The organism is Streptomyces sp. NPDC025638, assembly GCF_055558775.1.
The window spans coordinates 18089-31257 of the sequence record NZ_JBVHLX010000002.1 but is presented as its reverse complement, the minus strand read 5'-3'; the positions used below and the strand labels follow the sequence as shown (position 1 = coordinate 31257).

General features: G+C 73.2%; 11 protein-coding genes and 1 pseudogene. 5 read left to right on the top strand and 7 right to left on the bottom strand.

Annotation, left to right across the window (positions count from 1 at the left end):
- The first annotated feature begins 187 nt into the window (after positions 1 to 187).
- On the top strand, positions 188 to 949 hold the full coding sequence (locus ACZ4EG_RS04335) for a hypothetical protein (RefSeq protein WP_467789497.1): 762 nt from the start codon (positions 188 to 190) through the stop codon (positions 947 to 949).
- A 9-nt stretch (positions 950 to 958) separates the two neighbouring features.
- On the opposite strand, the gene ACZ4EG_RS04330 is transcribed toward ACZ4EG_RS04335, so the two are convergent.
- Both ACZ4EG_RS04330 and ACZ4EG_RS04325 read right to left on the bottom strand, forming a co-directional pair.
- Positions 959 to 2227: an AI-2E family transporter gene (locus ACZ4EG_RS04330; RefSeq protein ID WP_467789496.1), complete on the bottom strand. Its 1269-nt coding sequence runs from the start codon at positions 2225 to 2227 to the stop codon at positions 959 to 961.
- A 60-nt stretch (positions 2228 to 2287) separates the two neighbouring features.
- Positions 2288 to 2482, bottom strand: coding sequence for a DUF3046 domain-containing protein (locus tag ACZ4EG_RS04325; protein ID WP_453555607.1), 195 nt, complete (start codon positions 2480 to 2482; stop codon positions 2288 to 2290).
- Between the two features lie 80 nt (positions 2483 to 2562).
- Here ACZ4EG_RS04325 and ACZ4EG_RS04320 point away from each other — a divergent pair, with 80 nt between their 5' ends.
- Complete coding sequence (locus ACZ4EG_RS04320; protein ID WP_453555609.1) at positions 2563 to 3507, top strand: hypothetical protein; 945 nt, start codon at positions 2563 to 2565, stop codon at positions 3505 to 3507.
- 12 nt (positions 3508 to 3519) lie between these two features.
- Here the strand turns inward: ACZ4EG_RS04320 and ACZ4EG_RS04315 are convergent, their stop codons facing one another.
- From ACZ4EG_RS04315 to ACZ4EG_RS04305, 3 genes and pseudogenes are all read right to left on the bottom strand, one after another.
- On the bottom strand, positions 3520 to 3828 hold the full coding sequence (locus ACZ4EG_RS04315; RefSeq protein ID WP_467789495.1) for an AzlD domain-containing protein: 309 nt from the start codon (positions 3826 to 3828) through the stop codon (positions 3520 to 3522).
- Complete coding sequence (locus tag ACZ4EG_RS04310; protein WP_467789494.1) at positions 3825 to 4607, bottom strand: AzlC family ABC transporter permease; 783 nt, start codon at positions 4605 to 4607, stop codon at positions 3825 to 3827. The genes ACZ4EG_RS04315 and ACZ4EG_RS04310 overlap by 4 nt, the downstream gene beginning before the upstream one ends.
- Positions 4508 to 5494, bottom strand: a pseudogene (locus tag ACZ4EG_RS04305) (AraC family transcriptional regulator). The gene ACZ4EG_RS04310 and the pseudogene ACZ4EG_RS04305 overlap by 100 nt, the downstream one beginning before the upstream one ends.
- A 120-nt stretch (positions 5495 to 5614) precedes the next feature.
- Here ACZ4EG_RS04305 and ACZ4EG_RS04300 point away from each other — a divergent pair.
- From ACZ4EG_RS04300 to ACZ4EG_RS04290, 3 genes are read left to right on the top strand one after another with little or no spacing between them, the layout of a single operon-like run.
- Positions 5615 to 10549 carry an ATP-dependent helicase gene (locus ACZ4EG_RS04300; RefSeq protein WP_467789493.1) on the top strand — a complete coding sequence of 1645 codons (4935 nt, stop codon included), beginning with the start codon at positions 5615 to 5617 and terminating at the stop codon, positions 10547 to 10549.
- A gap of 44 nt (positions 10550 to 10593) precedes the next feature.
- Entirely contained in the window at positions 10594 to 11436 is an 843-nt protein-coding gene (locus ACZ4EG_RS04295; protein ID WP_467789492.1) for an Fpg/Nei family DNA glycosylase, read from the top strand.
- A 32-nt stretch (positions 11437 to 11468) separates the two neighbouring features.
- Positions 11469 to 12233 (top strand): SDR family NAD(P)-dependent oxidoreductase, encoded by a 765-nt coding sequence (locus tag ACZ4EG_RS04290; RefSeq protein WP_467789491.1) that lies wholly within the window; start codon positions 11469 to 11471, stop codon positions 12231 to 12233.
- Here ACZ4EG_RS04290 and ACZ4EG_RS04285 read toward each other — a convergent pair.
- Both ACZ4EG_RS04285 and ACZ4EG_RS04280 read right to left on the bottom strand, forming a co-directional pair.
- The gene (locus tag ACZ4EG_RS04285) at positions 12181 to 12468 is read right to left on the bottom strand and encodes a hypothetical protein (RefSeq protein ID WP_453555621.1); all 288 of its coding nucleotides are present in this window, start codon (positions 12466 to 12468) and stop codon (positions 12181 to 12183) included. The genes ACZ4EG_RS04290 and ACZ4EG_RS04285 overlap by 53 nt on opposite strands.
- A 130-nt stretch (positions 12469 to 12598) precedes the next feature.
- Positions 12599 to 13069, bottom strand: a complete 471-nt coding sequence (locus tag ACZ4EG_RS04280) for a Dps family protein (protein WP_467789490.1) — start codon at positions 13067 to 13069, stop codon at positions 12599 to 12601.
- Positions 13070 to 13169 lie beyond the last annotated feature (100 nt).

The window sequence follows — 13169 nt, the reverse complement described above, 5'->3', positions numbered from 1 at the left end:
TCGCCGCGGCCCCGGCCGAGGCTCCTGCCGACGCGTCCGACGCCGGCCCAACGGCGGTCCGGCCGCGCGGCTACTCCGGGCGGCGTACGACGGATGTCTTCGACCGGACGACGACCGCACGGGGCGCTCCCGGGAGCCTTGAGCCATGCTTCGGTCCCCGGCACAGTCCCTGCGAAACCCGCGGTCCGTGAAGGACCAGCCGTCCGTCGACACCCGGCACGCCGCCGAGCGTCTCTGTCACGCGATCGGACTGCTCCTCGTCGCCTCCGGTCTCGTGCACCTGGTGGTGTTCGCGGTCGACGGCGGCCCCTGGGACGGTCCCGTCTCCTGGCGCAAGCCCGTCACGTTCGGGCTCTCCTTCGGGATGACACTGATCGCGGTCACGTGGGTCACGTCGTACCTGCGCGTCGGGCAGCGGCTGCGCACCGTGCTGCTCGTCGTGTTCGCCGCCGACTGTGCGGTGGAGGTCGGCGGCATCACCCTTCAGGCGTGGCGCCGGGTGCCCTCGCACCTCGACATGGAGACCCCCTTCGACACGGCTGTGTCCATGACGCTCGCGGTGGGTGGAGGTGTGCTCGTGGCGCTGCTCACCGTCTTCGCGGTGGCATCCTTCCGACACCGGCCGACGGGCCCGGCGGGCATGCCGCTCGCGGTGCGCTCCGGATTCGCGATCCTGCTCGTGGCGCTGGCCTCGGGCGCCGCGATGATCGCCCGCGGGGTGGTGCTCACCCGGACCGGCCACCAGGAGGCGGCGTACCACTCGACGGCCCCGCTCAAGCCGCTGCACGGAGTGAGCCTGCACGCCGTCCTGATCCTGCCGGCGCTGGCGTGGCTGCTGTCGCGCACGTCCTGGAGCGAGCGGACGCGGCAGCGCATCGTCGCCGTCGCGGTCGGCTGTTACGCGGCCGCCGTGGCGGGTGCCGGGGTGTGGGCGGTCCTCACGTACTGAAGCCGTTCCTCAGGAGGACTCCTCCGGGAGCCCCGCCCCAGGCTCGGCCGCACCCGGCTGCCCCGCCCACAGCCGACGCGCACGCGCGATCAGGCCGGGACCGGATGCCCCGCGTGTGCGGTGCCCCTGCACCCGGGGGTCGTCCGTGACCTCGTACCTCTTCACGTACGCGCCCAGGAAGGCCTGCAGCGTGGCGACCGCGGGGATGGCGATCAGGGCGCCGACGGCACCGAGCAGTGCAGTGCCCGCGATGACGGACCCGAAGGCGACCGCCGGGTGGATGTCGACGGTCTTCGAGGTCAGCTTGGGCTGCAGCACATAGTTCTCGAACTGCTGGTAGACCACGACGAAGGCCAACACCCACAGCGCGTACCAGGGGTTGACCGCGAACGCGATCAACATGGGCAGCGCGCCCGCGAGATACGTGCCGATGGTGGGGATGAACTGCGAGACCAGCCCCACCCAGACACCCAGCACGGGCGCGTACGGCACACCCAGGGCCTGGAGCAGGATGTAGTGCGCGATCCCGGAGATGAGCGCCATGAGGCCGCGCGAGTAGAGGTAGCCGCCGGTCTTGTCCACGGCGATCTCCCACGCGCGCAGCACCTCGGCCTGCCGGGCGGGCGGCAGGACCGAGCACAGGGTGCGGCGCAGCCGCGGCCCGTCGGCGGCGAAGTAGAACGAGAAGAGGGTGACCGTCAGCAGCCGGAACAGGCCGCCGAGCACCTGGGCGGAGACGTCGAGCACACCGGCCGCGCTGGTCTGCGCGTACTTGCGCAGCCAGTCGGAGTGGAGCAGCCCCTCCTGGACGTCCACACGTCTGAGGTCGGTGCGGAACGTCTGGTTGACCCAGTTGATCAACGAGTCGAGATAGCCGGGGAAGCCCTCGACCATCTTGACGATCTGGCCCGCGAGCATCGACCCGAGCAGCGTGATGAAGCCCGCGGTCACGATCATCAGGCCGAGGAAGACCAGGAAGGTGGCGAGCCCCCTGCGCATTCCATGGGCGGACATCCAGCTCACCGCGGGTTCTATCGCGAGGGCCAGGAAGAACGCGATGAGGATGTTGATCAGCAGGCCGGTCAGCTGGTGGAAGGCCCAGCTGCCGAGCTGGAACACGGCGACGAGGGCGAGCGCGAGCACCATGGCGCGCGGCAGCCAGCGCGGCATGCGGGCGCCCGGCCCGGCGGCGCCCTCGGCCGGGGGCCGGGTGGGCGGCGTCGTACCGAACGGGGATGCGTGCTGGGCGAGCTGCCCGGTGTCGTCAGTGGGTGCCACGGAGCAAGTGTCGCCCACGCCGCTGACAGCCCACTATCGGCCTGCGATCTTCGTTACCGGTCAGCGCCTCTCCCCCGGCACGTTCATGACGGTGCAGACCACCCGCCACACGTCCTTGGCCTCCCAGCCGGCGCTCAGCGCCTCGCGTACCGTGCGTCCGCCCAGCTCCGACATCACATGATCGCGCGCGAATGTCTCGGCGTACCCCGCACCGAAGTGTTCCGCCATCCGCTGCCAGAAGACCGTCAACCGCATGACACCAGTATCCCGCCCCTTGGGGTGGGCCCTGCCGGGGACCGCCTTGCGAGACCGCTTTCCGTCCTACGGTCTGACGCATGCCCGAAACAGGAGCTTCTCCACTCCCCCCTGTGTCCCCGGCGCGCACCCCGCTCTTCCGCGCCGAACAGTTCGTCTGGCTCACCGCGCGCGTGCTGGAGCAGCGCCTGTTCGCCTTCCACTTCCTGAACGGCGGCGCCGATCCGGTGGAGACGGCGCTGGACGCCTATCGCAACGAGGACGGCGGGTACGGTCATGCTCTCGAGCCCGATCTGCGCGGCCCGGTGAGCCAGCCGCTGCACACGGGCCACGCGCTGCGCGTCCTGGACGCCGTGGGACGGTGCGGCGGGCAGCGGGTGGAGCGCGTGTGCCGCTATCTGACCTCCGTCTCCACCTCGGACGGCGCCCTGCCGGCGATCCATCCCAGCCAGCGCGGCTATCCGGCGGCCCCGTTCATCCCGATCGTGGACAACCCGCCCAGCGAGCTCCTGGCCACCGGACCGGTGGTGGGCCTGCTGCACCGCAACGAGGTGTGGCACGCCTGGCTGTTCCGGGCCACCGACTTCTGCTGGCAGGCCGTGAACGGCCTGGAGAAGTCCCACCCCTACGAGGTCGAGGCCGCGGTGGCCTTCCTGGACTCGGTGCCCGACCGCCCGCGCGCGGAGGCGGCCGCCGACCGCCTGGGCCGCCTGGTGCGCGAGCAACGACTCGCGGCACTGGACCCAGAGCGGCTCGACGAGTACCCCGTCGCGCCCGGCTACGCCCCTGACGAGCACCACTTCCCGCACGACTTCGCGAGGACACCGCAGTCGCTCGCGCGCGCGTGGTTCACGGACGAGGAGATGACACGCTCCCTGGACTTCCTCGCGGCCGAGCAACAGGAGGACGGCGGCTGGCCGGTTCGCTGGCGTCAGTGGGCGCCCGGCACGGCCCTGGAGGCCCGCCCCATGGTGACGATCGAGGCCCTGCGCACCCTCAGGGCGTACGGCCGGTTCGTGGGCTGAGCCGGGGCACCGTCATCCTCCGACGGCCCGCACCCCCGCCGTGACCACCACGGCCGCCGCGACGACGAGCAGGAACGGGGCGCGCAGCACCAGCGCCACGGCTGCGGCCGCGAGCCCGGCGGCCCGGGCGTCCAGCACCAGCGCCTGCCCGTGGGCGAAGGTCTGCTGAGCCGTGAGGGCGGCGAGGAGGGCGACGGGCAGCAGGGCGGCGAGCCGCTTGACCAGCGGACGCTCCAGGGCGCCCGCGGGCACGAGCAGTCCGGCGAGCTTGACGGCGTAGCAGCCGAGGGCGGTCGCGCCGATCGCGATCCAGGTGTTCAACGGTCTTCCTCTGGTGCGTCGTCGGGTATGTCGTGCGGTGCGTCGTCGGGTGGGTCGTGTCGGGTACGGCCCCTGCGGCGGCCCTCCGCCCACAGGGCGACCGGCGCCGCGAGCGCGGCCACCAGAACGGGCACACCGGCGGGCAGGACGGGCAGCAGGGCGAGTCCGAGCAGCACCGCCAGGGCCGCGACGGCACGCTCGGTGGCGGTCTTCACCATGGGGGCGAGCAGCGCCAGGAACACGGCGGGCCCGGCCGCGTCCAGGCCCCACGCCTCGGTGTTGCCGATGGCCTTGGCGCCCAGGGCGCCGAGCAGCGTGGTGAGGTTCCACAGCAGGTACAGGCTGAGCCCTGTGACGGTGAAGCCGATCCGCACCGCACGTCGGGTCGGCTGCGCCAGCGCCACCGCCGTCGTCTCGTCGATCACCCACTGAGCAGCGAACGGACGCACCGCGCGCGGGAGGGCCAGCAACTGCGACAGACGCAGCCCGTAGAACGCGTTGCGCACCCCGAGGAAGAAGGCGCCCGCGGCCGCCGTGAGCGGGTTGCCTCCCGCGGCCAGCGCCCCCACCAGGGCGAACTGCGAGGCGCCGGTGAACACCAGGAGGCTGAGCGCACAGGTCTGCAGCAGGCTCAGCCCGCTGCCGGCCGAGGTCACCCCGAAGGCGAACCCGGACAGTCCTACGGCGACCCCGACTCCGAGGGCGTCCCGTACGACGGCGGCGTCCGGTTTTCCTCCGTCGTCGGCGCGTATGTCTGCGAGAGCTGTCTGTTGTGCCACGCGTCGGACGTTACGAGCAGTTGGGATCCCCGGTCTTGTACGTTCTTGCGCTCTCACTCTTGTACGTTCTTGCGCTCTCGCTGGTACGCCCCCGGGGGCACGCCGACGATCCGGGCGAAGTGCCGGTTGAGGTGCGGCTGGTCGGTGAAGCCGACGGCGACGGCCGCCGCCGCGGGTGCGGTCCCGGCGTCCAGCAGGTGCCGTGCCCGGCGCACCCGGGCGTCGGTCAGCCAGGCGTGGGGCGGCATGCCGTAGGTGTCACGGAACGCCCGCAGCAGCGCGAAGGGGCTGGTCCCCAGGTCGGCGGCCAGCCGCTCCAGGGTGGGTGGCTCCGTCATCCGGTCCTCCAGCACGGCACGCGCCCGTGCCGCGGTACGGGCCCCGGCCGTGCGTACCTCGCGCCGCGGCAACGGTCCGCCGTTGAGCCGCAGCAGCCGGGTCACGGCCACCCGCAGCAGGGTGTCGGCGGCCAGCGCGTTGCCCTCGTCGGTGGCGCGCAGCACCTGGTGCACCAGGCCGACGGTGTACGGATCGTCGAGCACGGGGCTGACGAAGCCGGGGGTGCCGCGGATCGTGGTGGTCTCGGCCGCGATGGCGCCCACCACCTCGGGCGACGGGTAGACCGCCCCGTACCGCCAGCCCTCCGGAACGCCGGCCCGCCCGGTGTGCGGGGTGTCCGGATTGACCAGTGCGAGCGCTCCCGCGCCGGCGTGGACGTCGGACCCGCCGTGGTGGAAGACCTCGACGCCGGCGGCGATGGCGGCGATCACGAAGTTCTCGTGGGTGTGCCGGACGAAGGTCTTGCGGATGTACCGCGCCCGCAGCAGGTCGACGCCGGGCAGTTCCTCGTACTGCCAGTGCCTCGCCCGCTCGCCCGAACCCGCCATGGGGTCATTCTCCTGCACCCCGGCGGACCGGCGGCCGCCCGCGGCCGGGCCGGGCCATCGGGTTCGGTCGGGTTTTCCCAGGTCAGCGAGATTGTCAGTGCGCGGGTGCAGGATGGACGCATGGTCAGCTCCGCACACCGAGCCCTCGACGGCTTCTCCCCCGCGACCCGCGGCTGGTTCACGGGGGCCTTTTCCGCGCCCACCGCGGCCCAGGCGGGCGCGTGGCAGGCCATCGGCGAGGGTTCGGACGTGCTGGTGGTGGCCCCGACCGGCTCCGGCAAGACGCTGGCCGCCTTCCTCGCCGCGCTGGACCAGCTCGCCTCGACGCCCGCGCCGGCCGACCCGAAGAAGCGCTGCCGCGTTCTGTACGTGTCACCGCTGAAGGCCCTCGCGGTCGACGTCGAGCGCAACCTCCGCAGCCCGCTGACCGGTATCCGCCACGAGTCCGTGCGCCTGGGCCTGCCCGAGCCCGAGGTCAAGGTCGGCATCCGCTCCGGCGACACCCCGGCCGCCGAGCGTCGCGCCCTGTCCACGCGCCCGCCGGACATCCTGATCACCACCCCGGAGTCCCTGTTCCTGATGCTGACGTCGGCCACGCGCGATGCGCTGACCGGCGTGGAGACGGTGATCCTGGACGAGGTGCACGCGGTCGCGGGCACCAAGCGCGGCGCACATCTGGCGCTCTCCCTGGAGCGGCTGGACGAGCTGCTGCCGCGGCCCGCCCGCCGCATCGGCCTGTCCGCGACGGTCCGCCCGGTGGACGAGGTGGCCCGCTATCTCTCCCCGCACCGCAAGGTGGAGATCGTCCAGCCGAAGTCCGGCAAGGAGTTCGACCTCTCCGTCGTCGTCCCGGTCGAGGACCTGGGCGAGCTGGGCGGCTCCCCGGTGGCCGACGGCAACGAGGGGGGCGAGCGGCCCTCGATCTGGCCGCATGTCGAGGAGCGGATCACCGACCTGGTCCAGGCCCACCGCTCGACGATCGTGTTCGCGAACTCCCGCCGCCTCGCGGAGCGGCTGTGCAACCGGCTCAACGAGATCGCCTACGAGCGCGCGACCGGCGAGCCCCTGGAGGAGCACCACTCCCCCGCCGAACTGATGGGCGGCTCGGGCGCGGCCCAGGGCGCGCCACCGGTGATCGCCCGTGCGCACCACGGCTCGGTCTCCAAGGAGCAGCGCGCCCTGGTCGAGGAGGACCTGAAGGCGGGCCGCCTGCCCGCCGTGGTAGCCACCTCCAGCCTCGAACTGGGCATCGACATGGGTGCGGTGGACCTGGTCGTCCAGGTCGAGTCCCCGCCGTCGGTGGCCTCCGGCCTGCAGCGGGTCGGCCGTGCGGGACACCAGGTGGGCGCGGTCTCCACCGGCGTGGTCTTCCCGAAGTACCGGGGCGACCTCGTGCAGGCCGCCGTGGTCACCGAGCGGATGCGCTCCGGCTCCATCGAGTCTCTGAGGGTGCCCGCCAACCCCCTGGACGTGCTCGCGCAGCAGCTTGTCGCGATGACGGCCCTGGACAGCTGGCAGTTCGACGACCTGCTCGCCGCGGTCCGCCGCGCCGCGCCCTTCGCCTCGCTCCCCGAATCGGCGTTCACGGCGGTCCTCGACATGCTCGCGGGCCGCTACCCGTCCGACGCCTTCGCCGAGCTGCGCCCGCGCGTGGTGTGGGACCGCGTGACCGGGACGATCACCGGACGCCCGGGCGCCCAGCGCCTCGCCGTCACCTCCGGCGGCACGATTCCCGACCGCGGTCTGTTCGGGGTCTTCCTCGCCGGGGCGGATCCCAAGAAGGGTGGCGGGCGGGTCGGCGAGCTCGACGAGGAGATGGTCTACGAGTCCCGGGTCGGTGACGTGTTCACGCTCGGCACCAGCTCGTGGCGCATCGAGGACATCACGCGCGACCGCGTCCTGGTCTCTCCCGCCCCCGGAGTGCCCGGCCGCCTCCCCTTCTGGAAGGGCGACCAGCTGGGCCGCCCGCTCGAACTGGGCCGCGCGGTGGGCGCATTCCTGCGCGAGGTCGGCTCGCTGCCCAAGGGCGACGCCCGCCTGCGTCTCCTCGCCGCGGGCCTCGACGCCTGGGCCGCGGACAACGTCCTGTCCTACCTCGACGAGCAGCGCGAGGCCTGCGGCCACGTCCCGGACGACCGGACGATCGTCGTGGAGCGCTTCCGCGACGAACTGGGCGACTGGCGGGTCGTCGTGCACTCCCCGTTCGGGGCGCAGGTCCACGCCCCGTGGGCACTCGCGCTCGGGGCCCGCCTCTCCGAGCGGTACGGCATGGACGCGCAGGTCATGCACGCCGACGACGGCATCGTGCTGCGACTGCCCGACGCCGACCTGATGGGCCTGGACCTGCTCGACCAGGAGCCGCGGAAGGCCGGCGCCCGCTTCCACACGGCGGTCGACGCCGACCAGGCTCCGGTCGGCGCGGCGGACGTCGCCTTCGACAAGGGCGAAGTCGACCAGATCGTCACCGACCAGGTCGGCGGCTCGGCCCTGTTCGCATCCCGGTTTCGCGAGTGCGCCGCCCGCGCGCTGCTGCTGCCGCGCCGCAACCCCGGCAAGCGCACCCCGCTGTGGCAGCAGCGCCAGCGCGCGGCCCAGCTGCTCCAGGTGGCCAGCGAGTTCGGTTCGTTCCCGATCGTCCTGGAGGCGGTCCGCGAGTGCCTCCAGGACGTCTTCGACGTCCCCGGCCTCGTCGAGCTGATGGGCGACCTCGAGTCCCGCAAGGTGCGCCTGGTCGAGGTCACCACCCCCGAGCCGTCGCCCTTCGCACGCTCCCTCCTGTTCGGGTATGTGGCCCAGTTCCTGTACGAGGGCGACTCCCCGCTCGCCGAGCGCCGTGCCGCGGCGCTCTCCCTGGACTCACGGCTGCTGGCCGAGCTGCTGGGCCAGGCGGAGCTGCGCGAGCTGCTCGACGCGGAGGTGCTGACCGAACTGGAGCGGGAGCTCCAGTGGCTCACCGAGGACCGCCGCGTCAAGGACGTCGAAGGCGTCGCCGATCTGCTGCGGATGCTGGGGCCGCTCACGGACACCGAGCTGGCCGAGCGGGGTGCCGAGCCGCAGTGGGCCCAGGAGCTGGCCGGAACCCGCCGGGCCATCCGGGTGCGGATCGCCGGCGCCGAGCACTGGGCGGCCGTCGAAGACGCGGGCCGGCTGCGCGACGCCCTGGGCACGGCGCTGCCGGTCGGCGTCCCCGAGGCCTTCACCGAGCCGGTCAAGGACCCGCTGGGCGACCTCCTGGCCCGGTACGCCCGCACACACGGCCCGTTCACATCGGCCACGGCGGCGTCCCGCTTCGGCCTGGGCGTGGCGGTCACGGAGGGCGCCCTGCAGCGGCTCGCCGCGGGCGGCCGTGTCGTGCAGGGCGAGTTCCACCCGGCGGGGATCGGCCAGGAGTGGTGCGACGCGGCCGTGCTGCGCCGACTGCGCCGCCGCTCGCTGGCCGCCCTGCGGCACGAGCTGGAGCCGGTGCCGCCCGCCGCGCTGGCGCAGTTCCTGCCGCAGTGGCAGCACATCGGCAAGGGCCACGGGCTGCGCGGCATCGACGGACTGGTGCGTGCCATCGAGCAGTTGCAGGGTGCGTCCGTGCCCGCGTCCGCACTGGAGAAGCTGGTCCTGCCGTCCCGCGTCGCGAACTACACCCCGGCGATGCTCGACGAACTCACCGCCGCGGGCGAGGTGGTGTGGGCCGGCGCGGGCGCGCTGCCCGGCAAGGACGGCTGGGTCTCCCTCCACCTGGCGGACGCGGCCCCGCTGCTCCTGCCGCCGCCCCATCCCTTGGAGCTGACCGCACTTCACCAGTCCGTCCTGGACGCGCTGTCCGGTGGCTACGGCCTGTTCTTCCGTCAGATCGCCGACCGGGTAAGGGCCACCACGCACCCCGACGCCACCGACCCGCAACTGGCCGACGCCATCTGGGACCTGGCCTGGTCCGGACGGCTCACGAACGACACCCTCGCCCCGATGCGCTCCGTCCTGGGCTCCGGCCGCACCGCGGGTTCCACGGCCCATCGCGCCAAGCGCACGGTCCCGCGCGGGCGTTACGGCTCCCTGACCGCGGCCGCCCGCACCGCCTCACGCACCGGCCCGCCGACCGTGGCCGGCCGCTGGTCGCTGCTCCCCCAGCGTGAGCAGGACGCCACCGTGCGCGCCCACGCCCTGGCCCGCACGCTCCTCGACCGGCACGGCGTGGTCACCCGGGGAGCGGTCTCGGCGGAGGGCGTCGAGGGCGGCTTCTCCGCCGTGTACCGGATCCTGTCCGCCTTCGAGGAGAGCGGCCAGGCACGGCGCGGCTATGTCGTGGAGGGGCTCGGTGCGGCCCAGTTCGCGATGGACGGGGCGGTGGACCGCCTGCGCGCGGTGGCCAATGCCCGCGAGCGGGGCGAGGGCCTGCCCGGTACGGGCCCCGGGAACGGCGGCTCACCGGGCTTCGGGCTACCGGACGACACCGCTTTCCCCGCCCCCTTCGGCCAGGCCGACACCGGATTCGACCTGACCGCCCTCGACGCCGACTTCGACAGCGACCTCGACCGGCCGGCGGACCACCGCACCGCACCGGGCGACTACGTCTCCCCCCGGGACTTCGCCGCGCCCGGTTACGGCGGCCCCCGGGGCGGTCCGGCCACCCCTTACGGCTACGGCGACCGGCGTACCCGTACGCCCACCGCCGACACGCGGGCCGTCGTGCTCGCCGCGGCCGACCCCGCCAACGCCTACGGCGCCGCCCTCGCCTGGCCCGAGCCGCCGACCGGAGCCGGGCACAAGCCGGGGCGCAAGGCGGGCTCGCTGGTGGTGCTGGTGGACGGCGAGCTGACGCTCTACATGGAGCGCGGCGGCAAGACGTTGCTGGCCTGGCCCTCCGCCCCGGACACCGAGGCGGGCGACGACCCCCGCCTGCGGGCAGCCGCGGAGGCCCTGGCGGCGGCCGCCCGCGCGGGCACCCTCGGCACGGTCACGGTGGAGCGGGTCAACGGCGCCTCGGCCCTGACCTCCCCCATCGGCGCCCTCCTGGAAGGAGCGGGTTTCATCGCGACCCCGCGCGGACTGCGGCTCAGAGCATGATCCGCGGGGCAACGGCACGACGACCGGCATGTCACCCTTGAGCCATGCCCGAGGGTGACACGGTCTGGCAGACCGCGAGGCGGTTGCACGCCGCGCTCGCGGGCCGGGTGCTGACCCGCAGCGACCTGCGGGTGCCCAAGTACGTCACGGTCGACCTCACCGGCCGTACGGTCCTGGAGGTCGCCCCGCGCGGCAAGCACCTGCTCACCCGCGTCGAGGGCGGCCTGACGCTGCACTCGCACCTGAGGATGGACGGCTCCTGGAAGGTCTACGGCAACGCCCAGCGCTGGAGCGGTGGCCCGGCCCACCAGATCCGCGTGATCCTCGGCAACGCGGAGCGCACCGCGGTGGGGTACCGCCTCCCGGTCCTCGACCTCCTGCGCACCACCGACGAGTCCCGCGCCGTCGGACACCTCGGCCCCGACCTCCTGGGCCCGGACTGGGACCCAGACCAGGCCCTGGCCAATCTCCTGGCGGACCCCGCCCGCCCCCTCGGGGAGGCCCTGCTCGACCAGCGCAATCTGGCCGGCATCGGCAACATCTACAAGAGCGAGCTCTGTTTCCTGCTCGGCGCCACCCCCTGGCTCCCGGTGGGCGCGCTGCCCGCCGACCGGGCCGCCAAGCTGCCCGCACTCGCCAAGAAGCTCCTGGAGGCGAACCGTGACCGCCCGGTGCGCAGCACCACGGGCCGGCGCGGCCAGGACCTGTTCGTGTACGGCCGCGCACCCCGCCCCTGTCTGCGCTGCGACACCCCGGTCCGCGCGGCCGACCAGGGCGACGGCTCCCGGGAGCGCCCCACCTACTGGTGCCCGGGCTGCCAGCAGGGCCCCGCCCCGGCGCCGGGCTCCCCGCAGGCCCGTCGAATCCGCCCCCGTACAGGTAATTGACGACCCGTCAGAAACGCTCGTACCGTCGCTTCATGCCCGTCAAGGCGTACGACCTCACCGGACGCACCGCTTTCGTCACCGGCGCCGCCGGGGGCATCGGCCGGGCCTCCGCCGTCCTGCTCGCCGAGGCGGGTGCGACCGTGCACCTGGCCGACCTGGACGCGGACGGGCTGCACAGCACGGCCACCCTGGTCAAGGACCGGGGCGGCAGCGCCCGCACCCATCCCCTCGACGTCACCGACCCGGCGCAGCTGGCGCAGGCCGTGCGGTCCTGCGAGCGCCTGGACGTGATGGCGGCGATCGCCGGGATCATGCACAGCAGCCCCGTCCTGGAGACCCGGGACGAGGATCTCGACCGGGTGCTGAACGTCAACTTCAAGGGCGTGCTGCACGCCTGCCAGGAGGCGGCCCGGCTGATGCTCGCCCAGGGCACCGCGGGCAGCATCATCACCATGGCCTCGGGCGCCGTCGACACCGGCGGACCGGGGCTGCTCTGCTACGGCGCGGCGAAGGCGGCCGTGGTCCAGCTGACGAAGACCCTCGCGAACGAGGTCGGCCGACACGGCATTCGCGTCAACGCCGTCGCCCCGGGCTGGGTCCGCACGCCCATGACCGAGCGCCACGACCGTGAGACGCAGGCGCATGTCGAGTCGCGGATGGCCCGGATGTCACCGCTCGGCAGGGTCGGCGAGCCGGACGACATCGCGCATGCCGTGCTCTACCTGGCGTCCGACGCGTCGTCGTTCACGACGGGTCAGATCCTGCGCCCGAACGGGGGTGTGGCGATGCCGTGGTAGCGGTCGTCACGCACCCCGCCCGCCAGGCCGCCACCCATCGCCCCGGGCCCACGGCCCTCCTTGCCCGCATCTTGGGCACACAGTGCACCGGCAGCAGGCTCAGCCCCCACCCGCCTGCCACCACGGTTCCCTCCAGCACCCCCGTGTCCGTCCCCGACGCGAGCCGCAGCACGGCCCACCACCACACCACCCCGAGCCCCAGAGCAGCCCCCCACCGCACTATCCGCCCCACCATGGCCGCCACCTCCAGCCGGACGCTAGAACGCCGCCTCACGCTCCGGGGAGGCGCACCAAGGGCTCATCGATGCAACACAGGGCGACAACACACCTGGCTGTCCGGGCGGCAACCGTCGTCAAGGGCACGCTCATGCGTTCTCCGCCTGGAACATCCAGTGGTGCTTCTCGAGATCCGCCGTGATCGAGATGAAGATGTCCTGCGACACCGGGTCCGCCTCCCCGGTCGCCTCCATCCGCTCCCGCATCCGTGTGATCACCCGTCCGAGTGCATCCACGAGCGTCCCCACCGCATCCGTGTCCTTGACCCAGCCTGCGGGTGTCGCCCCGATGCCACTGCCGGCCGCCACCGTGGAGGCGCGTCCGTCGGGCGGGACTCCCAGCGTGGACGCCCGCTCCGCCACCGTGTCGGAGTGGGTCCGGGCGGAGTCGACCACGTCGTCCAACTGGAGGTGGATCGACCGGAAGCGAGGACCGACGATGTTCCAGTGGATCTGCTTCGCGGCCAGCGAGAGGTCCACCAGGTCGACGAGCGCACCCTGCAGCGCCTCGGACACGGTCTTGCGGTCCGCGTCGGACAACGTGCTCTTCACGACGTACATGCGCATCCTCCGTTGGCTCCGCCCCGCCACGTCCCTCCACCATGACGGCCCCACCCCATACCGGCAAATGGACGCAAACCGAACCACCGGAAGGTGTGGC